Annotated in this window: 25 protein-coding genes; 19 read left to right on the top strand and 6 right to left on the bottom strand. The window is 66.6% G+C overall.

Going from position 1 to position 25,244, the window contains the following annotated elements; all coding sequences use genetic code 11:
• Nucleotides 1-3: 3 nt before the first annotated feature.
• From sufC to ASF81_RS03810, 6 genes are read left to right on the top strand one after another with little or no spacing between them, the layout of a single operon-like run.
• Entirely contained in the window at nt 4-753 is a 750-nt protein-coding gene (gene sufC, locus ASF81_RS03785; RefSeq protein WP_055804907.1) for a Fe-S cluster assembly ATPase SufC, read from the top strand.
• A complete protein-coding gene (gene sufD / locus ASF81_RS03790) occupies nt 750-1,772 on the top strand; it encodes a Fe-S cluster assembly protein SufD (protein WP_055804910.1) in 1,023 nt (340 codons plus the stop codon). Before sufC ends, sufD begins: the two co-directional genes overlap by 4 nt.
• Nucleotides 1,751-2,989, top strand: a complete 1,239-nt coding sequence (locus ASF81_RS03795; protein ID WP_055804914.1) for an aminotransferase class V-fold PLP-dependent enzyme — start codon at nt 1,751-1,753, stop codon at nt 2,987-2,989. Before sufD ends, ASF81_RS03795 begins: the two co-directional genes overlap by 22 nt.
• A 4-nt stretch (nt 2,990-2,993) precedes the next feature.
• Nucleotides 2,994-3,383 (top strand): SUF system Fe-S cluster assembly protein, encoded by a 390-nt coding sequence (locus ASF81_RS03800; protein WP_017504008.1) that lies wholly within the window; start codon nt 2,994-2,996, stop codon nt 3,381-3,383.
• Nucleotides 3,383-3,772 (top strand): iron-sulfur cluster assembly accessory protein, encoded by a 390-nt coding sequence (locus tag ASF81_RS03805; RefSeq protein WP_055804917.1) that lies wholly within the window; start codon nt 3,383-3,385, stop codon nt 3,770-3,772. The genes ASF81_RS03800 and ASF81_RS03805 overlap by 1 nt, the downstream gene beginning before the upstream one ends.
• A 15-nt stretch (nt 3,773-3,787) precedes the next feature.
• A complete protein-coding gene (locus tag ASF81_RS03810; RefSeq protein WP_055804921.1) occupies nt 3,788-4,135 on the top strand; it encodes a TfoX/Sxy family protein in 348 nt (115 codons plus the stop codon).
• On the opposite strand, the gene ASF81_RS03815 is transcribed toward ASF81_RS03810, so the two are convergent.
• From ASF81_RS03815 to ASF81_RS14960, 4 genes are all read right to left on the bottom strand, one after another.
• Entirely contained in the window at nt 4,107-4,892 is a 786-nt protein-coding gene (locus ASF81_RS03815) for a 1-acyl-sn-glycerol-3-phosphate acyltransferase (protein ID WP_055804924.1), read from the bottom strand. The genes ASF81_RS03810 and ASF81_RS03815 overlap by 29 nt on opposite strands.
• Nucleotides 4,893-4,929: 37 nt before the next feature.
• Complete coding sequence (locus ASF81_RS03820; protein ID WP_055804927.1) at nt 4,930-5,979, bottom strand: GGDEF domain-containing protein; 1,050 nt, start codon at nt 5,977-5,979, stop codon at nt 4,930-4,932.
• Nucleotides 5,980-6,089: 110 nt separating this feature from the next.
• Complete coding sequence (locus ASF81_RS03825; RefSeq protein WP_055804930.1) at nt 6,090-7,655, bottom strand: DEAD/DEAH box helicase; 1,566 nt, start codon at nt 7,653-7,655, stop codon at nt 6,090-6,092.
• A 244-nt stretch (nt 7,656-7,899) separates the two neighbouring features.
• Nucleotides 7,900-8,496: a hypothetical protein gene (locus ASF81_RS14960; protein ID WP_156363124.1), complete on the bottom strand. Its 597-nt coding sequence runs from the start codon at nt 8,494-8,496 to the stop codon at nt 7,900-7,902.
• A gap of 184 nt (nt 8,497-8,680) precedes the next feature.
• Here ASF81_RS14960 and ASF81_RS03835 point away from each other — a divergent pair, with 184 nt between their 5' ends.
• A complete protein-coding gene (locus tag ASF81_RS03835) occupies nt 8,681-9,544 on the top strand; it encodes a 50S ribosomal protein L11 methyltransferase (RefSeq protein WP_055804936.1) in 864 nt (287 codons plus the stop codon).
• 9 nt (nt 9,545-9,553) lie between these two features.
• Nucleotides 9,554-11,359: an aminopeptidase P family protein gene (locus tag ASF81_RS03840; RefSeq protein WP_055804939.1), complete on the top strand. Its 1,806-nt coding sequence runs from the start codon at nt 9,554-9,556 to the stop codon at nt 11,357-11,359.
• On the opposite strand, the gene ASF81_RS03845 is transcribed toward ASF81_RS03840, so the two are convergent.
• Entirely contained in the window at nt 11,356-13,107 is a 1,752-nt protein-coding gene (locus ASF81_RS03845) for a patatin-like phospholipase family protein (protein WP_055804942.1), read from the bottom strand. The two genes, ASF81_RS03840 and ASF81_RS03845, sit on opposite strands and share 4 nt — an antisense overlap.
• 756 nt (nt 13,108-13,863) lie before the next feature.
• On the opposite strand from ASF81_RS03845, the gene serS reads away from it, so the two are divergent.
• The 8 genes from serS to ASF81_RS03885 all read left to right on the top strand — a co-directional run bounded on the left by serS (nt 13,864) and on the right by ASF81_RS03885 (nt 21,358).
• Complete coding sequence (gene serS, locus ASF81_RS03850; RefSeq protein WP_055804945.1) at nt 13,864-15,249, top strand: serine--tRNA ligase; 1,386 nt, start codon at nt 13,864-13,866, stop codon at nt 15,247-15,249.
• Complete coding sequence (gene surE, locus ASF81_RS03855; protein WP_055804948.1) at nt 15,249-16,043, top strand: 5'/3'-nucleotidase SurE; 795 nt, start codon at nt 15,249-15,251, stop codon at nt 16,041-16,043. The genes serS and surE overlap by 1 nt, the downstream gene beginning before the upstream one ends.
• Entirely contained in the window at nt 16,040-16,684 is a 645-nt protein-coding gene (locus ASF81_RS03860; RefSeq protein WP_055804951.1) for a protein-L-isoaspartate(D-aspartate) O-methyltransferase, read from the top strand. Before surE ends, ASF81_RS03860 begins: the two co-directional genes overlap by 4 nt.
• A 197-nt stretch (nt 16,685-16,881) precedes the next feature.
• Complete coding sequence (locus ASF81_RS03865; RefSeq protein ID WP_055804954.1) at nt 16,882-17,961, top strand: peptidoglycan DD-metalloendopeptidase family protein; 1,080 nt, start codon at nt 16,882-16,884, stop codon at nt 17,959-17,961.
• Between the two features lie 104 nt (nt 17,962-18,065).
• Complete coding sequence (gene yajC / locus ASF81_RS03870; RefSeq protein WP_017504795.1) at nt 18,066-18,377, top strand: preprotein translocase subunit YajC; 312 nt, start codon at nt 18,066-18,068, stop codon at nt 18,375-18,377.
• A gap of 36 nt (nt 18,378-18,413) precedes the next feature.
• The gene (gene secD / locus ASF81_RS03875; protein WP_055804957.1) at nt 18,414-20,006 is read left to right on the top strand and encodes a protein translocase subunit SecD; all 1,593 of its coding nucleotides are present in this window, start codon (nt 18,414-18,416) and stop codon (nt 20,004-20,006) included.
• A complete protein-coding gene (gene secF / locus ASF81_RS03880) occupies nt 20,006-20,995 on the top strand; it encodes a protein translocase subunit SecF (protein ID WP_055753796.1) in 990 nt (329 codons plus the stop codon). Before secD ends, secF begins: the two co-directional genes overlap by 1 nt.
• An 87-nt stretch (nt 20,996-21,082) precedes the next feature.
• Nucleotides 21,083-21,358, top strand: a complete 276-nt coding sequence (locus ASF81_RS03885; RefSeq protein ID WP_055804960.1) for a hypothetical protein — start codon at nt 21,083-21,085, stop codon at nt 21,356-21,358.
• 43 nt (nt 21,359-21,401) lie between these two features.
• Here ASF81_RS03885 and ASF81_RS03890 read toward each other — a convergent pair whose 3' ends face one another.
• Entirely contained in the window at nt 21,402-22,607 is a 1,206-nt protein-coding gene (locus ASF81_RS03890) for a pyridoxal phosphate-dependent aminotransferase (RefSeq protein WP_055804963.1), read from the bottom strand.
• 122 nt (nt 22,608-22,729) lie between these two features.
• On the opposite strand from ASF81_RS03890, the gene ASF81_RS03895 reads away from it, so the two are divergent.
• The 3 genes from ASF81_RS03895 (at nt 22,730) to ASF81_RS03905 (ending at nt 25,233) form a co-directional block, all read left to right on the top strand.
• Entirely contained in the window at nt 22,730-23,443 is a 714-nt protein-coding gene (locus tag ASF81_RS03895; RefSeq protein ID WP_055804966.1) for a TVP38/TMEM64 family protein, read from the top strand.
• A gap of 73 nt (nt 23,444-23,516) precedes the next feature.
• Nucleotides 23,517-23,972 (top strand): hemerythrin domain-containing protein, encoded by a 456-nt coding sequence (locus ASF81_RS03900; RefSeq protein ID WP_055804969.1) that lies wholly within the window; start codon nt 23,517-23,519, stop codon nt 23,970-23,972.
• A 220-nt stretch (nt 23,973-24,192) separates the two neighbouring features.
• The gene (locus ASF81_RS03905) at nt 24,193-25,233 is read left to right on the top strand and encodes a rod shape-determining protein (RefSeq protein WP_017504801.1); all 1,041 of its coding nucleotides are present in this window, start codon (nt 24,193-24,195) and stop codon (nt 25,231-25,233) included.
• Nucleotides 25,234-25,244: the final 11 nt, after the last annotated feature.

The following is a 25,244-nucleotide window of genomic DNA, read 5'->3' on the forward strand; positions in this document are numbered from 1 at the left end:
ACAATGCTTAACATCAATAACCTCCACGTCTCTGTCGGCGAAAAGCCGATCCTCAAAGGGCTGACGCTCGACGTTCCGGCCGGCGAGGTACACGCCATCATGGGGCCGAACGGGGCCGGGAAATCGACGCTGGGTTACGCCCTGTCGGGACGGCCGGGCTATGAGGCGACCGAAGGCGCAGTCGAGTGGGCGGGTGAGGATCTGCTGGCGCTGGACCCGGCCGAGCGGGCGGCCAAGGGCGTCTTCCTGTCGTTCCAGTATCCGATCGAGATCCCCGGCGTGCCGGCCCTGACCTTCGTGCGGACGGCGCTGAATGCTCAAAAGCGCGCGCGGGGCGAGGAGGAGGTGGCGGCGCCCGCCTTCCTGAAGCTGGTTCGCGAGGCGTCGAAGGCGCTGAAGATGGACTTCGACATGCTGAAGCGGCCGCTGAACGTCGGCTTCTCCGGCGGCGAGAAGAAGCGGATGGAAATCCTGCAGATGGCTCTGCTGGAGCCGTCGTTGCTGATCCTGGACGAGACGGATTCGGGTTTGGACATCGACGCCCTGCGCATCGTGTCGGAGGGCGTGAACGCGCTGCGTTCGCCCGACCGCGCCATGTTGGTCATCACCCACTATCAGCGCCTGCTCGACTACATCAAACCGGACCGGGTGCACGTGCTGGCCGGCGGTCGGATCGTGGCCTCGGGCGGACCGGAACTGGCACTGAAGCTGGAGGCGGAAGGGTACGATAAGTATCTGCCGGAAGCGGCGTGAGCGCTGCCTTCGCCCTCGACCTGACCGACGTCGAGACCTATCCGTCGCGACGGACGGAGGCGTGGAAATACAGCGACCTGAAGCGCTATCTTCGCGCCGCGCCGGAGCCGTCGGGTTCGGCCGAGGTCGGGCCGCCGGGACCGTTTTATGATCTGGGCGGCGAGGCGATCGTCTTCGCCAACGGGCGCGCCGTGGGCGTGACCGACTTCATCGCCTCGGGCGAGCGGACGCTGCGGCTGCGCTATGTGTCGGACGCCGTCGGCACGGGCCACACGGCCAGCGCGCGGGTGTCGGCGCGCGCCGGCGCCAAGCTGCTGCTGCTGGAAACGCACGAGGGCGCGGGCTCGGCCTACGTCGCGCACAATACGCTGGAACTGGACGTGGCGGCCGGGGCCGAGGTGACGCGCGTCGTCCTGGTCGAGGAGCCGGAAGACGCCATCTCCATCGCCGAGGCCCATGTGAAGGTCGAGGCGGGCGGCGTCTATCGCCAGACCATCGTCACGACCGGCGCCAAGCTGCAGCGGATCGAGACGCGCATCACTCACTATGCCCAGGGTGCGCAGGTTCAAGCCGACGGCCTTTATCTGCTGAACGGATCGCGCCATGCGGATCTGACCAGCGTAGTGCGTCATGTCGAACATGACGGCGCGACCTCGCAACTGATCAAAGGGGTGGCCCGCGACACGGCGCGCGGCGTTTTCCAGGGCAAGATCGTGGTCGAGCGCGGGGCGGACGGCACCGATGCGCGCATGGGCCACCACGCCCTGATCGCCAGCGAGCGGGCCGAGATCGACGCCAAGCCGGAACTGATCATCTATGCCGACGACGTGCAGTGCGCGCATGGCAACACCGTGGGGACGCTGGACGAGAGCGCCCTGTTCTACATGCAGCAGCGCGGCATTCCGGCCGACGAAGCCCGCGCCCTGCTGACCCAGGCGTTCCTGATCGAGGTCATCGACCGGATCGAGCATGAGGGCGCGAGAGAGGTGGCGCGGGAATGGCTGACGGCGCGGTTGTGAACACTTACGATCCCTATGCCGTGCGGGCGCAGTTCCCGATCCTGTCGCGACAGGTGAACGGCAAGCCGCTGGTCTATCTGGACAACGCGGCCTCGTCGCAGAAGCCGCGTGCGGTGATCGACGCACTGGTGGAGACGATGGAGGGCGGCTACGCCAACGTCCACCGGGGCCTGCACACCCTGTCGAACGAGGCGACCGAAGCCTTCGAAAAGGCGCGCGAGATCGTCGCCCGCTTCCTGAACGCCGAGAGCGCCGAACAGGTGGTCTGGACCAAGGGCGGGACAGAAGCGATCAATCTGGTGGCCAACGGGCTGGGGCTGAGCATCGAGCCAGGCGACGAGATCATCGTCTCGGAGATGGAGCATCACTCCAACATCGTGCCCTGGCATCTGCTGCGTGAACGCCGCGGGGCGGTGATCAAATGGATTCCGGTCAAGGACGACGGGTCGCTGGACATGGCGGCCTATGCCGACCTGCTGGGGCCCAGGACGCGGATGGTCGCGGTCACCCACATGTCCAACGTGTTGGGGACCATCAATCCGGTCGCCGAGATCAGCCGCCTGGCCCATGCGGCCGGGGCTCAGGTGCTGATCGACGGGTGCCAGGGGGCGGTACATGCGACTCCGGACGTGCAGGCCATCGGCTGCGACTTCTACGTCCTGACCGGCCACAAGCTGTTCGCCCCCACCGGCATCGGCGCCCTGTACGGCAAGGCCGAGGCGCTGGAGGCGCTGCCGCCCTATCAGGGCGGGGGCGAGATGATCGAGACGGTCGAACGCGACCGCGTGACCTACGCCCGCCCGCCACACCGGTTCGAGGCGGGGACGCCGCCGATCCTGGAGGCCATCGGTCTGGGCGTGGCGGTGGAATGGCTGGCGCAATACGACCGCGCGGCCGTGCAGGCGCATGAGCATGCGTTATATCGGCATGCCGTGGATCGGCTCCAGGGCCAGAACTGGCTGAAAATCCTGGGCCAGGCGGAGGGCAAGGGCGCGATCCTGACCTTCGCCGTCGAGGGCGCGCACGCCCATGACGTGGCCCAGATCATGGACCGGTACGGGGTCGCGGTGCGCGCGGGTCTGCATTGCGCCGAGCCGCTGGCGAAAAGAATGGGGGTGACGTCGAGCACCCGCGCCTCCTTCGCCCTATATAACACCGTGGAGGATGCCGACGCCTTCGTGGATGCGCTGATCAAGGCGCGGAACTTCTTCGTGTAAGCCGATGACAGATCAACCGATTCAAGACAGCGACGCCTTCAAGGACGCCTGGGACGAGCCCCAGAAGAGCGCCCTGTCGCAGGCCGAGCTGGACACCCTGACCGATCAGCTGATCGAGGCGCTGAAGTCGGTCTATGACCCGGAAATCCCGGTCGACATCTATGAGCTAGGCCTGATCTACCGCGTGGACGTCAACGATGACCGCGATGTGGTGGTGGACATGACGCTGACGGCGCCGGGCTGTCCGGTCGCCGGCGAAATGCCGGGCTGGGTGGAGACGGCGGTGGAAAAGGTCGAGGGCGTGCGCAGCGCCAAGGCCAATCTGGTGTTCGATCCGCCGTGGGACGCCTCCAAGATGAGCGACGAGGCGAAACTTGCCTTGAATATGTTCTGATGACCGAGCTTCAAGCCACATCGCGTCCGCGCCGCCCGCGCCCCAAAGCCGTCACCCTGACGGACGCGGCCGCCGAGCGGGTGCGTGAGATCCTGGACAATGCCGAGAACGATCACATCGGTCTGCGCATCGGGGTCAAGAACGGCGGCTGCGCGGGGCAAGAATACACCTTCGCCTATGCCGACGAGATCGGGCCGATGGACGAGGTGGTCGAGGACAAGGGCGTCACCATCCTGATCGAGCCCAAGGCGGTGCTGTTCCTGATCGGCACCGAGATCGACTATGAGACGACGCGTCTGGCGTCCAAGTTCGTGTTCAACAATCCGAACCAGACCGACGCCTGCGGCTGCGGCGAGAGCGTGACCATCGTGCCGGTCGCCGCCGACTGAGAGGGGTCCGGTCTGATGGCTTATGACGCGGACTTCGGCGAATGGGTTCGCGAGCATTTCCACGCGCTCGGCCGCCTGGAGATCAAGCGCATGTTCGGCGGGGCCGGAGTCTATGCCGCCGGCCTCATGTTCGCCCTGCTGGACGACGGCGTGGTCTGGCTGAAGGGCGACGAGGCGCTAGGGCAGGCCTTCGTCGCGGCCGGCTCACGTCAGTTCACCTATCCGACCAAGGACGGCCGCACGATGAGCATGGGCTACTGGACCCTGCCCGAAACGGCTCTCGACGACCCCGACGAAGCCGTCGCCTGGGCGCGGCGGTCGCTGGATGTGGCGGTCAAGAAGGCGTCGGGAAAGAAGCGCTAGCCCTCCATTTAGCCGGTGTGTCGATCAGCACGGCCGGCGTCACGGGTTGACCCGTGGCCTGGGCAACCAGTTCGGCGGTGCGGGTCTCGGTGACGGCTTCGAGGCGAGCCAGGAACTGGTCCTTGGGCAGGCCGACCGGGATTGGGTCAAGGAACTCCAGCGTCGCCGTGCCGGGGTGTTTTTCGTACTTTTCCTCGGGCCAGAAGAGGCCGAGGTTGGTGGCGAGCGGCACGACCGGCACGTCGAAGTCGCGGTACATGTGCCAGACGCCGGAGCGGTATTTGAACTTCTTGCCGACGGGCGCGAGATGGCCCTCGGGATAGATCAGGATCTTGCGGTTTTCGGCGCGGGCCTCCGCGGCGCGCATGGCCAGGGCCTTGCGGGCTTCGTGGCCGCCGCAGGAGTTGACGACGATGGCGCCCAGCTTCTTCAGCACGCCGCCCAGCAGGGGAAACTTTTCCAGGTGATCGCCCGTGACGAAGGCGATGTCGTCGAACTGGTCATAGGTCGCAAAGCCGTCGCCCCAGCTTTGATGTTTTGAGGCGATGATGAAGGCGCCCTCGGGCAAGCGGTCCTTGCCGCGAACGTCCAGCTTGATGCCGGCGAAGATCGACATGGCCTGGACCATGCGTTTCACATAGCGGCGGATGACCCAACTGGCCGGGCCGCGCCCGGGCGCCAACGCGGCGAAGGCGGCGGTCAGCCCGTAGCCGATCGACAGGATCCAGTAGGCGACATTGAAGGCGAAGCTGCGCATGGGAGGACTATGGCAGAAAGCTTGGCCTTGTCAGACCCTAAGCCGCCTTTTCGAGCGATGATGCCGGCGTGACGCAGTTTCGGCCCGCACGCTTGGATTCGTACAGGGCGGCGTCGGCGCGTTCCAGCAGGCTGGCGGCGGTTTCGCCCTTTCGACGCTGGGCGAAGCCGGCAGAGACCGTGACTGAGCCCAGATCATCATTGGTCGAACGACGGCGCAGGGCACGTGACGCCACGTCGTTGCGGATGCTTTCAAGCGCCGCCATCACGACGCCGGCGCCTTCACCAGGGAAGATGATGGCGAACTCTTCGCCGCCGAACCGAGCAGCGAATCGGGTCTTGCCGCAGATGTTGGACAGGACGGTGGAGACGTATCGCAGCACCTGGTCGCCGGTCTGGTGGCCCCAGGTGTCGTTGAACCGTTTGAAGTGGTCGATGTCCAGGATGGCCAGGCTGAGCGGGGCGCCGTCGTCCTCGGCGCAGGCAGCCTCGAGCCGTTCATCGAAGGCCTTGCGGTTGGCCAGATTGGTCAGTGCGTCGGTCATGGCGTCGCGGCGCACCTGTTCCAGGTTTTCGCGCAGACGGATGACTTCCTTGTTGGACTTTTCCAGACGCTTTTCGAGGATCGCCGTTTCGCGGCGCACCCGGTTGGTCGCGGTCGAAAGGCCGCCGACCAGATCCTTCAGCGAGGACGGATCATCGACGGTTTCCATGCATTGCGAGGCGTCGGCGAGGGTCTCGCCATAGTCATGCTGGGTCTTGTGCGCCATTGCGATGGCGCTGGCGACGCTGGCCAGTTCGCGGTCCAGCACGGCACCGACGTCGCGGATCTGATCCGGCAGGCGACCGCGAGGCAGGAACTCGGCGGCCAGCATTTCGGACGTCTTGTCAGTGATGACCGCGGACTGCGCCAGAAGACGGCGGATTTCCTGGGCCAGGGGACCGTCGGGGTCGCTGATGTAATGCAGCCAAAGCTCGAAGTTCAGCGGCGTGGGCCAGACGCCGGCTTTTTCCATTTCGCCGATGACGTTGCGCGCCAAAGCATAGGCTTGAGGAGCTCTTAGCGCCGTCTCGACCTTTTTCGACATTCTTGTTCCCCTGAGCTCCTGTTCTGGAGCTGTATCGGGGCGCACACTACGGGATGTTCCGTAATGCAGGGTAAACGACGCGGCATTTCACCGCGCCGTAGTGTACGAAATCAGGCACGGATAACGACGGGCCGACGCAGGAAGGCGGGGATGTCGTCGCCGAAGCCACGCACGCCCTGACGCTGAGTGTCGCCCTTGTCAGCCTTGCGATCACCGCGGCGATCGGATTGCAGCAGGTGCGGCTCGCGGTCTGCGCGCTCGGTACGCGGAGCGCGAGCCGTCTCAACGGGTTCGACGGTCGCCTCAATCTCGACTGCGGCAGCGACGGGAGCCGCAACTTCGACCGACGTCTCGGGGCGGGCCTTGCGGCGGCTGCGGCTGCGGGGCGCCGCGGCCTCCTGAGACGAAGGCGCGGCGGTGACGGGGGCGATGTCGACAGGCTCTGCGGACGGGGTGGGCGCGCTGCTGGTGCGCGACCGGCTGCGACCGCGTTCGCCCGAGCGTTTATCGTCGCGGCGTGGGCCGTCCTTGATGGCGGCGAAATCGATGCCGTCCAGAACCAGCTCTTCCGGGTCCTTCTTGATCAGCTTCAGCACCTTATCCAGCGACTTGTCGTCGGCTGGGGTTACGATCATGAAGGCCTGACCCAGCTTGCCGGCGCGGCCGGTGCGGCCGATGCGGTGGACGTAGTCGTCGGCGTGGTGCGAGACGTCGTAGTTGAAGACGTGGCTGACGTCCGGGATATCCAGGCCGCGCGCGGCGACATCTGACGCCACCAAAATCTTGAGCGCGCCCGAGCGGAAGTCCGCCAGAGTCTTCATCCGGTGCGACTGATCAAGGTCCCCGTGGATCGGCGCGGCGTCGAAGCCGTGAGTCTTCAGCGACTTGGCGACGATATCGACTTCGGATTTGCGATTGCAGAAGACGATGCCGTTGCGCACGTCCTCACGGCCGACCAGGGCGCGCAGGGCGGTCCGCTTGGCCTTGGGGTCCGAGGTTGGGATGCGGACGATATATTGGGTGATGGTGTCGGCGGTCATCGCTGGACGCGAGGCCTCGATCCGGGTCGGATCCTTGAGGAAGGCGGTCGTCAGGCGCGTGATCTCCGGCGGCATGGTCGCCGAGAAGAACAGGGTCTGGCGGCGCGGCGGCGTCAGTTTGAAGATGCGCTCGATGTCGGGGATGAAGCCCATGTCCAGCATGCGGTCGGCTTCATCGACGACCATGATCTCGACGCCGGTCAGCAGCATCTTGCCGCGCTCGAACAGGTCGAGCAGCCGGCCGGGCGTTGCGATCAGGACATCGACGCCCTTGTTCAGCGCCGCGACCTGGTCGCCCATGGAGACGCCGCCGATCAGCAGGACCCAGCTGAGCTTGGTGCCCTTGGCGTATTTGGCGAAGCTTTCGGCGACCTGGTCGGCCAGTTCGCGGGTCGGGGCCAGGACGATGGCGCGCGGCATGCGGGCGCGGGCGCGGCCGGTGGACAGGCGATCGACCAGGGGCAGGGTGAAGGCGGCGGTCTTGCCGGTGCCGGTCTGGGCTATGCCCAGCACGTCGCGGCCGGCGAGGGCGACGGGGATCGCCTGTTCCTGAATAGGCGTGGCGGTCGTGTAGCCGGTGTCGGCGACGGCCTGAAGGGTCGTGGGCGAGAGGCCCAATTGGGAAAATTCGGTCATGAATCCTTGGGAGAGAAAGCGTCTGCGTGCATAGCAGCGACGGAACCGCCCCTCTTTGGGCGAGCGGGCGGCGCGGATCGCAGACCTGTCCCGAGGCTGGGGGCGATATAGAAGTCCCTGCGCAGAAGTCAAGTATTCTTGGTTTTTCGCTCAGCCGGCCGCAGGCGTAAATCGCGGCCCGCAAACGAAAATCGCCGGACGGGCGAGCCGTCCGGCGATCTGCTGGATCAGAAAGAAAGTGCGATCAGCGCTTGCCGAAGATCATGTCGCCCAGTTTGGCGAAGAAGCCCTTTTCCTCGGGCTTGGCGGCGGGCGCCCTGGCCGGCTTGGATGCTTCGGCCGGCTTAGGAGCCGGCGTAGGCGCGGACGCCGCAGCAGCGGGAGCGGCGGCGGATGCGGGGGGCGCGGCGGGCTTGGGCGCAGCGACGGGGTCTGCAGGCTTGGGCGCCGCTGCGGCCGGCTTGGCGACAGGCGCAGCCTTCGGGGCGGCGGCGGGTTTCGAAGCGGCGGCTTTGGGCGCAGCAGTTTTGGTCGCTGCGGGCTTCGCCGCGGTCGCCTTAAGCGCGGCCGCTTTCGGAGCCGCGGCTTTCACTGCCGCCTTGGCGGCGGCGGGCTTGGCGGCGGCTTTGGACGCGGCTTTCGGAGCAGCCTTGGGGGCAGGGGCGGTTTTCGGCTTGGCTGCGGCCTTGGCGGCGACCGGCTTAGCAGCAGGCTTGGCGGCGGCGGTTTTTGGCGCCGCAGCCTTGGGCGCGACAGCCTTGGCGGCGGCGGGCTTCGGCGCAGCGGCTGCCGGCTTAGTCGCGGCCTTGGGCGCAGCGGTTTTCTCGGCGGCGGTCTTCACGGCGCTCGACTTCGGCGCGGCTTTAGGCTTGGAAGCGGCGGTCGCCGGCTTTGGCGACGCAGGTTTAGACGTAGACGGTGACTTGGCCATGTATTCCCCGACCCCTCGGTTTGATAAAAACGCGGCGGCGACGGGCGTTCAGCACCGGATCGCTACGATTCGCCATATTACCGGTGTTTAAAAAATGTCCGAGTCCGCACTTCAGATAATCGCACGCGGCCCGCGCGCCGCCGCAGAGGCCGCCGCAGAGGCCGTAGACGCCGATCCACGGCTGGAAGGCGCGACCTATTCAATCCTGGAAGAGGACGAGGACAATGACGTCTGGCGCATCGACGCGTTCCCCACGACCGATGACGAGGTCGAGGGGCTGAAGGCGGTGCTGGCGGGCTATCCGGTCACGGTGCTGGTGGAGAAGCTGGCGGACGCCGACTGGCTGGCCATGTCGCTGTCGGGGCTGCCGCCGGTCGAGGCCGGACGATTCTTCGTCTATGGCGCGCACGATCAGGGCAAGGTGCCCGAGGGCCGCGTCACGCTGAAGATCGACGCCGGCGCCGCCTTCGGCACGGGCCACCATGGCACGACGGTCGGCTGCCTGGAGGCGTTCGACAAGCTGCTGGAGACTGAACGCTTCGAGAAGGTGCTGGACGTGGGTTGCGGCACGGGCGTGCTGGCGATCGCGGCGGCCAAGACGGGCACGCCCATCGCCGTCGGCACCGACATCGACGAGCCCTCGGCCCGGATCGCCAACGAGAACGCCGAGATCAATGAGGCCAAGTGCGACTTCTATTTCGCCGATGGTCTCAGCGATCCGCGCATCGCCCAGCATCAGCCGTATGACCTGGTGTTCGCCAACATCCTGGCCGCGCCGCTGGTGCATCTGGCGCCCGAGATCGGGGCGGCGCTGAAGAGCGGCGGCGTCGCGATCCTGTCGGGCCTGCTGCGCACGCAGGAGGAGCGGGTGCTGGAGGCCTATCTGCCGCTGGGCTTCACGGTCGAGCAGACCATACATCACGACGCCTGGAGCGCGCTGCAACTGCGCAAGGGCTGAGGATCGATCATGCGCCAGACTTTCGATGAGACGACCGATCCGTCCTTTGGGGCCAAGCACCTGCCGCTGCTGCGCGCCGAAATGGCCAAGCAGGGGCTGGACGGGTTTCTGATCCCGCATGAGGACGAGCATCAGAACGAATATCTGCCGGACGCCAATGAGCGTCTGGCCTGGGCGACCGGCTTCACCGGTTCGGCCGGGGCGGCGGTGGTGTTCCAGGATCGGGCCAGCATGTTCACCGACGGTCGCTACACCGTTCAGGTGAAGGCCCAGACCGATCCGGCCCTGTTCGAGCGGCGCGACCTCAATGACGTGGCGGCCTATCTTGAGACGGCGGCGAAGGGGGCGGTGATCGGTTATGATCCGCGTCTGCACAGCCCGGATGCTTTGGTCGCCCTGAAGGCGGCGGCGCAGAAGGCGGGGGCCACGCTGAAGCCCGTGGACGCCAATCCGCTGGATATGGCGTGGGGCGCCGATCGTCCGGCCCAGCCGACGGCGCCGGTCGTGCCGCATGAGGACGCCTATTCCGGCGAGAGCCATGCATCCAAGCGGGCACGGATCGGCAAGTCCGTGGCGGACGCTGGCGCAGACGCGGTAGTGCTGACGGCGCCGATGTCGATCGCCTGGCTGTTCAATGTGCGCGGCGGGGACGTGATCCGTTCGCCCCTGCCGATCGGCCAGGCCATCCTGGCGGCGGACGGCAAGGCGCGGCTGTTCCTGGACCCGGCCAAGGTGACAAATGCTTTGTCGGGCTGGCTGGGCGACGATGTTCGCATCGAGGCGACCGAGCAACTGCCGGCGGCGCTGGACGGGCTGTCGGGCCGAAAGGTCATGATCGATCCGTCGCTGTCCTCGGCCTGGTATTTCGACCGGCTGGACGCGGCGGGCGCGACGGTTGTGCGGGCGATGGACCCCTGCGCTATTCCCCGTGCGGCCAAGAATGCGGTGGAGATCGAGGGCAGCCGTCAGGCGCATATCCGCGACGGGGCGGCGCTGAGCCGGTTCCTGCACTGGGTCGACACCGTGGTGCAGGAGACGCTGCCGGACGAGCGTGAAGTGGTCGAGGCGCTGGAGCGATTCCGCGAGGAGACCGGGGCGCTGAAGGACCTGAGTTTCGACACCATCGCCGGGGCCGGGCCGAACGGAGCCTTGCCGCATTACAAGCCGGTCGGCGCCAGCATTCGCAGGGTCGAGAAGGGCTCGCTGCTGCTGGTGGACGGCGGCGGTCAGTATCTGGACGGCACGACCGATGTGACCCGCACCATGGCGGTGGGCGAGCCGAGCGAGGACCAGCGCCACAAGTTCACCCTGGTGCTGAAGGCGCATATCGCCATGGCGACGATCCGTTTCCCGGCCGGGACCAGCGGAATGGCGCTGGACGCCATCGCGCGGGCTCCGATGTGGGCGGCGGGGCTGGATTACGATCACGGCACCGGCCACGGCGTCGGCAGCTATCTGGGGGTCCACGAGGGGCCGCAGCGGATCGCGAAATGGGGCACGTCCCAGCCGTTGCTGGAAGGGATGATCCTGTCCAACGAGCCCGGCTATTACCGCGAAGGCCACTGGGGCATCCGCATCGAGACCCTGCAGGTGGTGACGCCTGCAGCGGTTCCCGAGGGCGGCGAGCGGCCGATGCACGGGTTCGAGCAGCTGACGTTCGCGCCGATCGACCGCAAGCTGATTTCGGTCGAGATGCTGACGCCAGACGAGCGGGCCTATGTCGACGCCTATCACGCCGAAACGCTGGCCAAGGTCGGCCCGTTGATGGATGGCGAGGCGCTGGACTGGCTGAAGCGGGCCTGCGCGCCGCTTTAAGGGGCAGGTGAGGGCGCCGGGGGCGCGCTGGGGCAGTGGCGCATCTGGGTGACGGGGCAGGCAAGGTCGGCGAGCGCCGCCTTTGTCGCCTCGTAACCGATGGCGACGGGGCCGTCGTAGGTCTTCCAGTCGCGAATGTCGCTGCTGGCGACCTGGGGCAGGATCAGGACGTCGGCGTCGGCGCGCGACTGCGTCATCTCGACGTCGGTGGTGATGGTGGCCGAGCGCATCAGGATCGAGACGATGGGCGGGCCGGCTTTCCAGGCTCCGGACAGGACCCATTTCCACCAGGACGGCGGATTCTCCAGCGCCTGGGGATCGACGCCGCGCGTCTGGGACATGTCCACGCCGATGATGGGGCCGCTGTTCAGTTGGCGCATCACGCTGGTGGGAAAGTTCTTCAGCACGGCGCCGTCCACCAGCACCTGACCGTCCATGACGACCGGCGGCAGGACGCCGGGGATGGCGATGGAGGCGCGCATGGCCCGTCGCATCAGGCCCGTGCGATGCGCCTCGATCCGGCCCGAGGTCAGGTTCGAGGAGACGGCGAAGAAAGGCAGGGCCAGGTCCGCCAGATCGATGTCGCCGTAAGCCTGTTCCAGCAGTCGGGCGACCTTGCGAGCGCGGGACATGGCGATGATCGGTACGGCGAGGTCCGACAGCGGGTCGGACTCGACGAAGGCGCGCCGAATCTCGAAATCCAGCCGTTCGAAGGACCAGCCCAGGGCCGGGCCGGCGGCGACAACCGCGCCCATGGAGGCGCCGCCCGCGAAGTCGATGGGGACCTTGGCCTCTTCCAGGGCCCTGATCGCGCCGATGTGGCAATAGGCCCGCGCGCCTCCGCCCGACAGGACCAATCCGACCGCCGTGCCGGTGACGACGCGGGCGATCCGCTCGGCGTCCTTGGCCAGTCCTTCGACGCAGTGGAACCAGCGGTCAGGCTGCAGCGCATCCAGCCAGACGCGGGTGTTGGCCGGATGATGCATGCGCGGATCGCGCAGCAGGATCAAGTCGGTCAGGCGGCGGCCGTCGCCGAATCCCTGACGGCGCGGGACGGCGGACGGCGGCGCCAGAAGGCCGCTGCCGACGATGAACATCCGGTCCACCTGACGCGCGCACAGGCTGGCCCAGGCGAACTGATCCTGTTCGGCGACATAGAGGACATAGTCGTGGTCGCCCTCCACCCGGCTGAACCATTCGGACGCCGAGGCCAGGGCCGACTGATCGATGACCTGACAGGTGAATCCCATGGCCTGGATGGCGGCGGCGATGCGTTCGACGAAGGCTCGGATGGGCCGGGGACGGGCCGAGACGAAGCCGAAAACGCTGGGTTCGGATGCGCCGGCGGTGCGTTCGCGGGCGCGGTGGATCATCAGCCGCGACAGTTCGACCATCAGGTCCGGTTCGGTGCGGGCGGCCTCGAAGAAGGCTTCGCGCGGCAGGGCCAGGATCTCGCTGTCCCTCAGGGCGACGACGGTGGCGGTGTGCGGCGTGCCGGCCAGCATGGCCATTTCGCCGACCGGCTCGCCCGCCTTGACCACGCCCAGCATGTGCGGCGGCTGATCCGCTTCCATTCGAAACACGCCCAGTCGGCCGGAGCGGACCAGATACAGGGTGTCGGCCGGATCGCCTTCGGTGAACAGCGGCTCGCCGCCGGTCAGCGCAAACCAGCTGGCCCGGTCGACCATGCGACCTTCGAAGATGCGCGCGAGCGAGGTCGCCAGCGTGTCGGGGCGAAGCGTGGCCATGATCCGTTTGTAGGCGCGATTCTCAAGCGGGTGAATTGGGATGTTTGGGCGTGCGACGGCGCCCTCGCGCGATCGCAGCGAAGTCTGGAGGGCTGGGCGGAGCGCCGGGCCTTCGCCCGGAGTGTAAGTTTGTAAGTACCGTTTCGACGAAGGGTGTGACGCTCCGCGCGGGGGGTTGGCCTGCAAGCTCGGGGCGCCGAGCGGTGGCGGTCTTATCGCCTAACCCCATAAGCCTGCGACGGGCGGGTCGGAGCAGCGATCGCCAATCCCCGGTGCGGCCGAGTATCCCCCTCGACCCTGCGACGCGACTGCGGACGCCGGGGCGATTCCCCGACCGATCAGCCCCGGCGCCGCGATGGATCCCTCCGCTCTCGCCGCCGCAAGGTCGCAGGCCAGGCGAGCCCTCCATGCGACGAGACGGGTGCATTATGCGGCCGTTTGACCCCTTGGATGGGAGACGGGGCAGATATTTCGGCAAGCGATTGGATCCGCTGACAATGGACCAGCGGCATTGCGATGGCTGAGCATCGTCTCCTCCCCATCCATGGGGAGGTGGCGCGGCGCGCCTTCGCGCCGTGACGGAGGGGCTCTTCAGCGCATCGCAGGCGTCTGTGGGACGTCAAGAACCCCTCCACCGCTTCGCGGTCCCCTCCCCACAAGTGGGGAGGAGACGATGGTGCGAGCTTCTCGCGTTGCCGGATTCCGCGTGGGCGGGTAGAGCGTTCGGCTTCTCCCGCCCAGCCGAAGTTTCAGACCATGCACGACATCAAAGCCATTCGCGAGAACCCGCAGGTTTACGTGGCGGGCTGGTCGTCGCGCGGGGTGGACGAGGCCGATGGGCTGGTGGCGGACATCCTGCGGCTGGACGGCGAACTGCGTCACGCCCAGACGACAGGTCAGGACGCCCTGGCCAAGCGTAATGCAGCCTCCAAGCTGATCGGCGCCGCCATGGGGCGCAAGGACATGGCCGAGGCCGACCGGCTGAAGGCCGAGGTCGAGGCGCTGAAAGGCGATATCGCGGCGGCGGCCGAGGTCGAGGCGCGTGTCGGCAAGGAGCTGCGCGACCTGCTGGCGGCGCAGAAGAATCTGGCGGCCGAGGACGTGCCGGACGGCGAGGACGAGGCGGGCAACGTCGAGGTCTCGACCTGGGGCGAGCCGCGTCGCACCGGTCCGGCCAAGGATCACGCCGACCTGGGCGAGGCCCTGGGGATGCTGGACTTCGAGGCGGCGGCCAAGATGTCGGGCGCGCGGTTCGCGGTGCTGAAGGGCCAGTTGGCGCGGCTGGAACGGGCCGTGGGGCAGTTCATGCTGGATATGCAGACGGACCAGCACGGGTATCTGGAAGTGAACCCGCCGCTGCTGGTGCGGGATGATGCGATGTTCGGCACGGGGCAGTTGCCGAAGTTTGAGGATGACCTCTTTCAGGCTGTCAGCATGGCCGCCGGAGCAATCGATCAGGCGCGTGCAATCGAACATCGTGATGATGAGACAGGTCTTGTTGATGAACTGATCCACCAAGTTTTCGATGATCGCTTGCTGCTCATCCCCACCGCCGAAGTCTCCCTGACCAATCTCGTGCGCGAGACCATCCTGTCCGAGGACGCGCTGGCGACGCCGATGCGGATGACGGCGTTGACGCCGTGCTTCCGGGCCGAGGCGGGGTCGGCGGGGCGCGATACGCGCGGGCTGATCCGCCAGCACCAGTTCTCGAAGGTCGAGATGGTGTCCATCGCGCGGCCGGAGGACTCAGACGCCGAGCACGAGCGGATGACGGCCTGTGCGGAGGCGGTGCTGAAGGCGCTGGAGCTGCCGTTCCGGCGGATGCTGCTGTGCAAGGGCGACATGGGCTTTTCGGCGCAGAAGACCTTCGACCTGGAGGTCTGGCTGCCCAGCCAGGGGACCTATCGCGAGATCAGCAGCTGTTCGAACTGCGGGGACTTCCAGGCGCGGCGCATGGATGCGCGGTTCAAGCGGGCCGGCGAGAAGAAGACCGAGTTCGTCCATACGCTGAATGGCTCGGGCCTGGCGGTCGGCCGGACGCTGGTGGCGATCATGGAAAACTATCAGCAGGACGACGGGCGGATCGCAGTGCCGGCGGTGTTGCAGCCCTATATGGGCGGTCTTCAATTCGTGGGCGGCTGATGCGTATTCTTCTGACCAACGACGACGGGATCGAGGCCGAAGGCCTGGAATGCCTCGAGCGGATCGCGCGCACGCTGAGCGACGACGTGTGGGTGTGCGCGCCCGCCGTCGAACAGTCGGGCAAGGGGCGGGGGATCACCCTGACCGAGCCGCTGCGGGTGCTGAACCTGGGCGAGAAGCGGTTCGCGGTGACGGGCACGCCGACCGACTGCGTCGTGCTGGCGGTCAACGACCTGATGCCGGAGAAGCCCGATCTGGTGCTATCGGGCGTCAATCGCGGGCACAATATCGGCGAGGACGTCAGCTATTCCGGCACAGTGGCGGGCGCCTTGCAGGGGATGGCGTTCGGCATCCGCTCCATCGCTCTGAGCCAGAGCCTTGAGCGGTTCCACGACGAGGTGGTGGCGCACTGGGAGACGGCGGAAGCCTTTGCGCCGGCGATCATCAGCCGCCTGCTGGACCAGAAATGGGCGCCGGGCGTGGTGATGAACCTGAACTTCCCCAACCGGCCGCCCGAAGCCGTCGATCAGGTCGAGGTGACGACCCAGGGCTTCCGCAACGTCGGCGAGATGCACGCGGTGCGGCGCACGGACCTGCGCGGGCGGGACTATTACTGGATGAGCTTCCGGGGTGAAAAGCAGGAGCATGCCGAGGGCACGGACCTGCGGGCCATCGAGGAGGGGCGGATCTCGGTCACGCCGCTGCATATCGACCTGACGCACATGACCAGCGTGAATGACCTGAAAAAGGTGCTGGGCGGGGCGCCGCCGAAGAGCGTGGCGACCGCCGCATGAATCTGCACGACGACCGGGCCGGGCGGCTGATCCTGTCGCTGCGGCAGCAGGGGGTCACGGATCCGCGCGTGCTGAAGGCGATGGAGAGCATCGACCGCGCGGTCTTCGTGCACGAGAAGTTCCTGGATCAGGCGTGGGAGGATCAGGCCCTGCCGATCGACTGCGCCCAGACGATCAGCCAGCCCTATATCGTCGGCCTGATGACCCAGGCGCTGGAGGTGCAGGCGCGGCACCGGGTTTTGGAGATCGGCACAGGCAGCGGATATCAGTGCGCGGTGCTGAGCCGGCTTGCGCGCTATGTCTATTCGGTGGAGCGGTATCGCAGCCTTCTGGTCGAGGCGGAAGCCCGACTGCGGGTGCTGAAGATCGAGAACGTCATCACCAAGCACGGCGACGGCGGCCTGGGCTGGGCCGAACAGGCGCCGTTCGACCGGATCATGGTCACCGCCGCCTCGCCGACCGAGCCGACCGAACTGCTGAAACAGCTGAAGCCAAACGGGGTGCTGGTCGCGCCTGTGGGACGCACGTCGGTGCAGATGCTGCATCGCTACGTCGGGCAGGGCGACGGGTCGTTCCACCGCGAAAGTCTGACGGAAGTGCGTTTCGTTCCCTTGGTCGAGGGGATGGCGAAGGAGGGGTGACGGGTGAGTCGTGAATAGTGAGTGGTGACTAAGTAGCCAGAGGGCGACTGCTCACGAATCACCACTCACTAATCACCCTGGTTCCGCCCATTAATCTTCGCGCCCCAATTCCGTGCGGTTTGCGGGGTTGGCTTATGGGGCGCGAGCGGGCACACCGGGCGGGCGAGTTTAACCACGAATGGGAGCAGCCGGTGGCGATGATTTCGGGCTGGATGAGAGCGGTTCTGGTCGCGGGGGCGGCGTTGAGCACGGCGGCCTGCATCAGCTATCCTTCGGAGCCGCGCTATTCGACGCATGCGAACCCGGCGCCGGCCTATGGTCCGGGGCAGGGCGCCTACCCGCAGCAGCCGACCTATCCGAACGCCGGCCAGAATTCGAACCAGCCCTATCGGCCGGCTCCTTACGAATCGCCGCCGCCCGCGACGGCGCCGATTGGTCAGGTGGACGGCGGAGCCTTGCCGCCGACGGTCAATGTCGGTCCGAGCCAACCGACCTATCTGCCTCCGGCGTCGCAGCCGCCCGCCTATACGCCGCCGTCCTATCCGTCGTCGTCGGCCCCGGTGCGTCCGGGCGCGGCCTATATCATCCAACCGGGCGACACGATTTCGGGCGTGGGACGTCGGTTCCAGACCCCGGTCCAGACGCTGATCGACCTGAATGGCCTGGGGCCGCGCGGGGCGATCACGACGGGCCAGCGAATCATCCTGCCTGAAGCGGCGGTGGATACCGGCCGCGATCCTTACGCGACCGGCGCCTCGCCCGTCGGCGTGCTGGTGCCCAACAACGGCGCCGTGCCGCCGCCCCCGCCGCCGCCCTCGGGCAATGCGGCCCTGCCGGTCCAGACGCGTCCTGTCGAACAGACCAACGCCGCCGGCGCCGCTGCCGGTCAGCCGAACCTGCTGTGGCCAGTGCGCGGCGACATCGTGCGGCGTTTCGGCCCGGTCGGCATGGGCGAGCGGAACAACGGCATCAACATCGGCGCCTCGGCCGGCGCGACGGTCAGCGCCTCTGCGGCCGGGCGCGTGGCCTATGTCGGCAGCGATCTGGTAGGACAGGGGCTGACGGTGCTGATCGTGCACGCCAACGGCTGGCGCACGGTCTATGGCCATCTGGGTTCGGCGACGGTCAAGGACGGGGACGACGTTCGCGCGGGCCAGCAGATCGGCACCGTAGGTCTGACGGCCGGCGACGGACGCCCCTCGATCCACTTCGAGACGCGTCAGATGCGCGGCGATGATCCGGTCGCGGTCGATCCTTTGACAGTGTTGCCCAGGTAGCGCTTTCGCCGCGTTGCATTCCACGAAGCGGAGCCCTAGGTTCCGCGCCTCGTTTTTGATGGGCGCCGATGACGGCCGCCCCCTATCTGTTTGCGGAGACTACCATGGGCGCTGAAGGCGGCTTGACGGCGCAGTTGATCGGGTTTGCGCCCATCATCGGTATTTTCATCCTGTTCTACTTCCTGCTGATCCGTCCGCAGCAGAAGCGCGCCAAGGAGCACGCGACCGCCATCGCCGCCGTCAAGCGTGGCGATACCGTCGTCCTGGGCAGCGGCATGATCGGCAAGGTCACCCGCGTCGAAGAGGCCGAGGTCAACGTCGAGATCGCCCCCAGCGTCAATGTGCGCGTGGTCAAGGCCATGATCGCCGAGGTGCGCAACCGCACCGCCATCGCCGCCAACGATTCCAAGGCCTGATACGCTCGCGTATCCGCCGATACCTGGACCGCCCTCATGATTCAGCTGTCGCGCTGGAAAGTCATTCTCGTCGTCGTCGCGGCCGTTCTCGGCTGTCTGCTGGCGTTCCCGAACCTGTTGTCGGATCAGCAGCGCGAAGCGCTGCCCGGCTTCATGCCCAAGAACAAGCTGAATCTGGGGCTGGACCTTCAGGGCGGTTCGTATCTGTTGCTGGAAGTCGATGTGCCGGCGATGCGCGAAAAGCGCGTCACCAACCTGATCGAGGACGTTCGGGTCACGCTGAACGGTGCGGGCGTCGCCACCAACGGCTTCCAGCGTGAAGCCGGCGGCGTGGTCGTCACCCTGGCCAATCCGGCCCAGGGCGATGCCGCGTTCAAGGCGCTGCAACAGCTGGGCGGTCAGGTCGGACCGGGCGGCCAGGCGGAACGCACTGCGACGCGCCTGGGCGATAACCGCATCCGCTTCGCCTATACCGACGCCGCGCTGAACGGCATGGGCGCGACGGCCGTGGACCAGTCGATCGAGGTCGTGCGCCGCCGGATCGACAGCCTGGGCACGCGCGAACCCTCCATCACCCGCCAGGGCGCCGACCGGATCGTGGTCCAGGCGCCGGGCGAGAGCGATCCGAGCAAGCTGGAAGAAGTCATCGGCCAGACGGCGCAGCTGACCTTCCAGATGGTCGATGTCGAGAACTCGGTTCAGGACGCCCTGGCCGGCCGTGTGCCGCCTGATTCCGAACTGCTGCAAGGCGAGGACGGCACGCCCTATCTGGTCAAGAAGCGCGTGCTGGTGTCGGGCGAGAACCTGACCCGCGCCGGCGTCGGTTCGGACCAGAGCGGCCGCCCGGCCATCGACTTCCGCTTCGACGGCGCCGGCGCGCGGCGCTTCGGCGAAGCCACCGCCGCCAATCTGCAGAAGCCCTTCGCCATCATCCTGGACGGCAAGGTCATTTCGGCCCCGACGATCCAGAGCGCGATCACCTCGGGCTCGGGTCAGATCACAGGCAACTTCTCGATCCAAGAAGCGGCGACGCTGGTGAACCTGCTGAACGGGGGCGCCCTGCCGGCGCCGCTGAACGTCGAGGAGCGCCGCACCGTGACGGCTGAACTGGGTGCGGACGCGGTCGCCGCAGGCGCCCTGTCGACCGCCGTCGGCTTCGCCATCATCGTGCTGTTCATGATCCTGGCCTACGGTCTGCTTTTCGGTGGCGTGTCGGTGGTCGGCCTGGTGCTGAACGGCGTGCTGATCGTGGCGGCCATGTCGTTGACCCAGGCGACGCTGACCTTGCCAGGCATCGCCGGTCTGATCCTGACCTTCGCGGTCGCGGTGGACGCCAACGTGCTGATCTATGAGCGTATGCGTGACGAGGCCCGGGCGGGCCGCAGCGTCATCGCCTCTATGGACGCCGGCTTCAACAAGGCCATGGGCACCATCATCGACGCCAACCTGACCACCCTGGTCGCGGCGGGCATCATGTTCGTGTTCGGCGAAGGCCCTGTTCGCGGGTTCGCCTGGACCCTGACCATCGGTGTGTTCACCTCGGTCTTCTCGTCGGTCCTGGTCGCCCAGGTCCTGCTCGGCTACTGGCTCAAGACGGCCAAGCCCAAAAAACTGCCGATCGCGGAGTGATGGCGATGCGTGGATGGCCCCTCATCAAACTTCTGCCGCAGAAGACGAACTTCCACTTCGTTAAATATGCGCGGTTCGCCGGCGTTCTGTCTGTGATCCTGTGCATCGCGGCGATCGTCTCCTGCTTCTATCCAGGCCTAAACATGGGCATCGACTTCCGGGGCGGCGCCTCGATGGAAGTGTCCAAGCCGGCGGGTCAGACGATCGAGCTGGATCGGGTCCGCGAGGCCGTGAACGGCCTGAACCTGGGCGACGTTCAGGTCCAGGGCATCGCGCGCCGCGACACCAATGTCGATGACGGCTCGACCGCCATTCTTCGCTTCCAGGTGCCGGAAGGCCGCGATCAGACCCAGGTCGTCAACCAGGTCGAGGGCGCCATCAGCGGCGCGGTCGGTCAGGTCAACTATTCGGGCGTCAGCGTCGTCGGCTCCAAGGTGTCGGGCGAGCTGTTCACCTCGGGCCTGTTGGCTCTGGGCGTCGCGATCGGCCTGATGTTCCTCTACATCTGGTTCCGGTTCGAGCCGCAGTTCGGCTTCGGCGCCGTGGTCGGCCTGCTGCACGACGTGATCCTGACGTTCGGGTTGATCGTGCTGTTCAAGCTGGAGTTCAGCCTGAACATGGTCGCCGCCGTCCTGACGGTCATCGGCTATTCCATGAACGACACCGTGGTGGTGTTCGACCGTCTTCGCGAAAACCTGCGCAAGTACAAGACCATGCCGCTGCGCGACGTGATCGATCTGTCGCTGAACGAGACCCTGTCGCGGACCATCATCACCGGCGTGACCGCCGTCATGGTGCTGGCGGCCCTGGCCATCTTCGGCGGCGAGGCCCTGTTCGGCTTCTCCATCGCTCTGATGTTCGGCATCATCATCGGCACCTATTCGTCGATCTATGTCGGCGCGCCGATCATCCTTCTGTGGGGCGTCAAGCGCGGCGCCCTGGCTGACGACGCTAAGCCGGTGAAGCTGGGCATGGCCAGCCGGCCATAGGTCGAGCGCCATCGTCGAAAGTTGGGCCGTCCCGGCATCGCCGGGGCGGCCCTTTTCCTTGGGCGGGGTCCGTGCAAGGCTGAGCCTATGAAAGCGCTTGTCTATACCGCCGTTGCCCTCGCCCTGACCGGCGGAATGTCCGCCTGCACCGACAGCAAGCGGGCGCGCAACGACGCCACCTGGGGCGACAAGCCGGCGGACATCACCTGCTGGACCTATGGAGTGGAGAACTTCAAGGGACGCTCGACCGGCAAGGTCGAATATGACGACGGCGGCCGGATCTCGTTCGTCGACGCGTCGAACAACCGCTACACCACGATCGATGGCGATTGCCGCGTGGTCTATATGCAGCCCAGCAAGTAGGGCCGGATGGCGGGCGGAGGCCTGAGCCTCCGCCCTTGGTCGATCAGCGCAGCGAGGCCGTAAAGCGCTGGATGCGGGTGCAGGCTTCTTCCAGCACGGCGTCCGAGGTGGCGTAGCTGATGCGGAAATAGGGGCTCAGGCCGAAAGCCTCGCCCTGGACCACGGCGACGCCCTCGGCGTTCAGCAGTTCCGCGGCGAAGGTGGAATCGCCATCGATGGCGACACCTGTCTCGGTCGTCTTGCCGATCAGTCCGGCGATGGACGGATAGACGTAGAAGGCGCCCTCAGGCGTGGCGCAGGTGATGCCAGCCGCCTGGTTGAGCATCGACACAACGAGGTCACGGCGCTTTTCGAAAGCGGCCTTGCGCTCAGGGATGAAGTCCTGCGGGCCGTTCAGCGCCTCGACGGCCGCCCACTGGCTGATGCTGGATGGGTTGGACGTGGTCTGGCTAGCCACCTTGCGCATCAGGTCGATCAAAGGCTTGGGCCCGCCGGCGTAGCCGATGCGCCAGCCGGTCATGGCATAGGCCTTGGACACGCCGTTGACCGTCAAAGTGCGGTCGATCAGGTCCGGCGCCACTTGGGCGATGGTGGTGTATTCGAAGTCGCCGTAGACGAGGTGCTCGTACATGTCGTCGGTCAGCACCCAGACCTGCGGGTGGCGACGCAGCACCTCCGCCAGGGCTTCCAGTTCGGCGCGCGTATAGGCGGCGCCGGTTGGGTTGGAAGGGCTGTTCAGGATCAGCCACTTGGTGCGGGGCGTGATGGCGGCCTCTAGCACGGCCGGCAGCAGCTTGAAGCCGTCCTTCTCCTCGCCGATCACGGTGACCGGCTCGCCGCCGGCCAGCAGCACCATATCAGGATAGCTGACCCAGTAGGGGGCGGGCACGATGACTTCGTCGCCGGGATTCAGCGTCGCGACCAGGGCGTTGAAGATGACGGGCTTGCCGCCCGGCGCGACGTGGATGTTGGCGGCTGTATAGTCGAGATCGTTCTCGCGCTTGAACTTGGCCACGATGGCCGCCTTCAACTCGGGCATGCCGTCGGCGTCGGTGTATTTGGTCTCGCCGCGGTTGATCGCGTCGATCGCGGCCTGTTTGATGTTGTCAGGCGTATCGAAGTCCGGCTCGCCGGCGCCCAGGCCGATCACGTCGCGGCCTTCGGCTTTAAGCTTCCGGGCCTGCGCGGTGACGGCGATGGTGGCCGAGGGCTTGACGCGGGCGAGGGCGGAAGATTGCAGGCTGGACATGAACTATCCCGTGGTTTTGGAAGTTTTTGCCGGGGAGGCGGGGTTGTTTACGCGGCGTCGCCCCTCGGGACAATGCGCTGATGCTCGCTAATGCAGAGATGGGATGATAAGCGGCGGCTCTGATGCGCTGGATCATCGATTTTCTGTCGAACATGGAGGCGCGTCGCTGGCGCGCCGTGCTGGCGACGGCCTTGCTGCTGGGCGCGATGATCGCCCTGTTCGCTGTGGGCAAGAGCCAGTTGGGGCTGGAGGCCGAGGGGCGGCTGGAAGACTGGCTGGGCGGGTTCCGTCAGGGGCCTTGGGGGCTGGTTGCCGCCATCGTGATGTTCACGATTTCGGCCTTCTTCGGCGCGCCGCAGTTCATCCTGATCGCCGCCTGCGTCGTGGCGTTCGGGCCGTGGTTCGGCTTCCTCTACAGCTGGATCGCGACTGTCGTGTCGGCGGGCGTGACCTACTGGCTGGGACGCGGACCCACGGCGCGGCTTCTGGCGCGGCACGGCGGCAAGACGGTCGGACGGCTGACGCGTTTCGTCGGCAAGAACGCCTTCTACGCCAGCTTCATGATCCGCAACGTGCCGTCGGCGCCGTTCATCGTCGTCAACATGGCGTTCGGGGCGGCGAGGGCGTCGTTCTCGGGCTTTCTGGCGGGGTGCGCGCTGGGCGTATTGCCAAAGACCGCGCTGGTCGCCTTCTTCGGCGGATCCTTCATGACGGCGGTCAGCGGCGACGGGATCTGGACCTCGGCCATATTGGCTGGCGTGGCGCTGGCCTGGCTGGCGCTGATGCTGTTGGTGCGTGAACTGGTCAAGCGGCGCGAGATCGCGCGCGGCGACTGAGGGAATTTGCTTAGCCTGCTATTTAGAATCCGTTCATCCAGAGGTTGCATGGTCTTGCTTTGGAGGCGTCGCCATGGATGTCTGTATTCTGAAGACGCAGCACGGCCGGATCATTCGACTGGCCAGCGCCTTGGGCGGCACCGCCGCCATTATGAAAACGTCAGACGATGCGATCCGCGCCCGTGAGCTGATGCGTGCGCTGAATACGGCTCTGACCGAGCATCTCGCGATCGAGGACGGCGAACTTTATCCCGTCCTGATGCGGTCCCAAGATCATTCGGTTCGCGACCTCGCGCAGCACTATGTTGAGGACATGGGGGCTCTGAGCGGCGTTTGGGCGCACTATTTCGAAGAGTGGTCACAGGCCCGCATTCTGAGGGATCGGGAGCGTTTCGCCTCTGTAACCAAGGGGTTGATCGGCGCCTTGGCGCATCGGGTCGCCCGCGAGGAGGACACGCTGTATCCCACGATGGAGGCGGCGGACGCCTTGGCCGTCGTTCCGAAGCGCGACGTCAGGCCGACATCCTGAAGCTGGCGTCCACAGGCGTCGTGCCTCGATAGCCCTCTCCATATGACGACACTGTCATCGGGGCTTGTATTCCCGGTTTCATACGGGCAAACCCGCCGCTAGTAGGCGTGGCGAAGACGATCAGGAACTGTCCGGCGTGGGGATGTCAGGGCAGTTGGGGCGTCGCCAGGTCGACTGAGACATCTAGACGCCCTGCCAGCTAACAACGGTATCGATTCCCATGAGCTTCTCCCTTTTCGGCGCGATCTCCAATGACATCGCGATGGACCTGGGCACCGCCAACACCCTGATCTACATGAAGGGCAAGGGCATCGTCCTGAACGAGCCGTCGGTCGTGGCGCTGAGAAACGTCGGGGGGCGCAAGGTCGTCCACGCCGTGGGCATCGAGGCCAAGCAGATGCTGGGCCGCACGCCGGGCCACATGGAGGCGATCCGCCCCATGCGCGACGGCGTCATCGCCGATTTCGAAGTCGCCGAAGAGATGATCAAGCACTTCATCCGCAAGGTTCATAATCGCAAGGGCTTCGTGAACCCCAAGATCATCGTCTGCGTGCCCTCAGGCGCCACGGCGGTCGAGCGTCGCGCGATCAACGACAGCTGCCTGAACGCCTCGGCGCGCCGCGTGGGCCTGATCGACGAGCCCATGGCGGCTGCGATCGGCGCCGGCTTGCCGATCCACGAGCCGACCGGCTCGATGGTCGTCGACATCGGCGGCGGCACGACGGAAGTCGCCGTCCTGTCGCTGTCGGGCATCGTCTATTCGCGTTCGGTCCGCGTCGGCGGCGACAAGATGGACGACAGCATCATCAGCTACATGCGCCGCAACCATAACCTGCTGATCGGCGAAACGACCGCCGAACGCATCAAGAAGGACATCGGCACCGCCCGCATCCCGGCCGACGGCGAAGGCCTGTCGATCGAGGTCAAGGGCCGCGACCTAATGCAGGGCGTGCCGCGCGAGGTGCGCATTTCGGAGCGTCAGGCGGCGGAAGCCCTGGCCGAGCCGGTCACCCAGATCATCGAGGCCGTGAAGGTCGCGCTGGAAGCCACCCCGCCTGAACTGGCCGCCGACATCGCCGACAAGGGCATCATGCTGACGGGCGGCGGCGCCCTGCTGCGCGGTCTGGACGTCGAGATCCGCGATCACACCGGCCTGCCGGTCTCGGTCGCCGATGATCCGCTGTCATGCGTGGCCATCGGCTGCGGCCGCGTGCTGGAGCACCCGCGCTGGATGAAGGGCGTTCTCGACTCCGCGCTCTGATCCGTCCGTTG

Source organism: Brevundimonas sp. Leaf168, from assembly GCF_001423685.1.
Taxonomy (GTDB): domain Bacteria; phylum Pseudomonadota; class Alphaproteobacteria; order Caulobacterales; family Caulobacteraceae; genus Brevundimonas; species Brevundimonas vesicularis_C.